At 79.5% G+C, this 1,325-nt stretch carries 1 protein-coding gene; it reads left to right on the forward strand.

The window, feature by feature from the left end; genetic code table 11:
* Nucleotides 1–867 precede the first annotated feature (867 nt).
* The coding region (locus tag EBN88_RS31040) for a lanthionine synthetase LanC family protein (protein ID WP_325052796.1) at nucleotides 868–1,325 on the forward strand (458 nt) is incomplete at its 3' end.

The raw sequence follows: 1,325 nt of genomic DNA on the forward strand, positions 1-1,325 counted from the left end.
GAGGGCCCTGCGGGGCGGCCTGCCGACGGCGAGGGCGGGGGCTACGGGGCGGCCGGCCCGGTGCCCGGACCGGTGGGCGCGTGCGCCTCCGGCGAGGGGGTGCCGCGTGGGCGTCGCGCGGCGGGGGAGGCCGACGAGGGGGCCGCCGTCGGTGGCGATGACCTTCGGTCGGCGCCCCGGCCCGCTGAGTTCGGCGGGGCGGGCGACGACTCCCTCGCGGATCCCGAGGCCGGTGCGGGCAACGCGTCGCCTGCTGGGGGGAGTTCGGAGGCGGCTACCGATGCGGAGGCCGGTGGTGCCCGCCGGGGCCCCGGGCCGCTGTCCGGGGACGGGAAGAACGAACCCGCGCCCGTTGCCGTCCGGGCGGTGCCCGGGGAGAGCCCCTCGAGCCGCCCGCCCGGCGCTGGCCCGCAGTTCCCCAACTACCGTCCCGTGGAGTCGAGTTCGCGTATCCGCCCGCAGGCGTCGCCCGCCTCAGCCCCGCCCGAGGGCGCCTCGGCTCCGCCGGTGTCAGGCGCGTCCGCGCCGTCCGCCACGGGGCGCGCCTCGGCGCCTGGCTGCGCTCCTCTGCCCGCCAACTCCGTTGGTGGCGGGCCGGGTTCACACGCCCGCGCGGGGGCGCCGCCCGTCCCGCCGGCGCCCGGTGCCCCGCCCGCCTCGGGTGCCGTTGCTGTCGGGGCGGTGCCTGAGGGGAGTCCTTTGGGCCGTCCGCCCGGCGCTGGCCCGCAGCTTTCCAACTGCCTTGCCGTGGAGTCGAGTGCACGCGTTCGCCCGGTGGTGCCGCCCGTCCCTGCCCCACCCGAGCGCACTCCCGCCCCGCCGGCGCCCTGCGCCGGCGGTCCGGTCCAGGCCGGCAAGGCCCTCGCGTTGGCGGAGCGGGTGGGTGAGCGGCTGCTCGCCCTCGCCCGGGCGGACGAGGGCCGGATCAACTGGCTCGGCCTGCATCTGCTCGGCGACAACCGCTGGTATCTCGGCCCGCAGGGCGCCTCGTTGGCCGACGGCTACCCCGGAACGGCCCTGTTCCTCGCCGAGTTGGGGCACGCCACCGGCCGGGGCCGCTATCTGTCGGCGGCGGCCGACGCCGTCACCCGTCCCCTGCCCGACACGCTCCGACTGCTCGCCGCCCACCCGGAGTTGGCGCGCGCCGTCGGTCCTGGCGGGTTCTTCGGGGTGGGCGGCCTCGCCTACGCCGCCGCGCGGCTGGCCCAGCTGCTGGACAGCGCCCGGCTGACGGCGGCGCTGCCGGACGCGTTGACCGCGTTGGCCGCCGCCGGCGAGGCGGCCGAGTCCGTCACCCTGGCCGAGGGGCTGGCCGGCGCGCTGCC

This window comes from Streptomyces triticirhizae, from assembly GCF_003696235.1.
Taxonomy (GTDB): Bacteria; Actinomycetota; Actinomycetes; order Streptomycetales; family Streptomycetaceae; genus Streptomyces; species Streptomyces triticirhizae.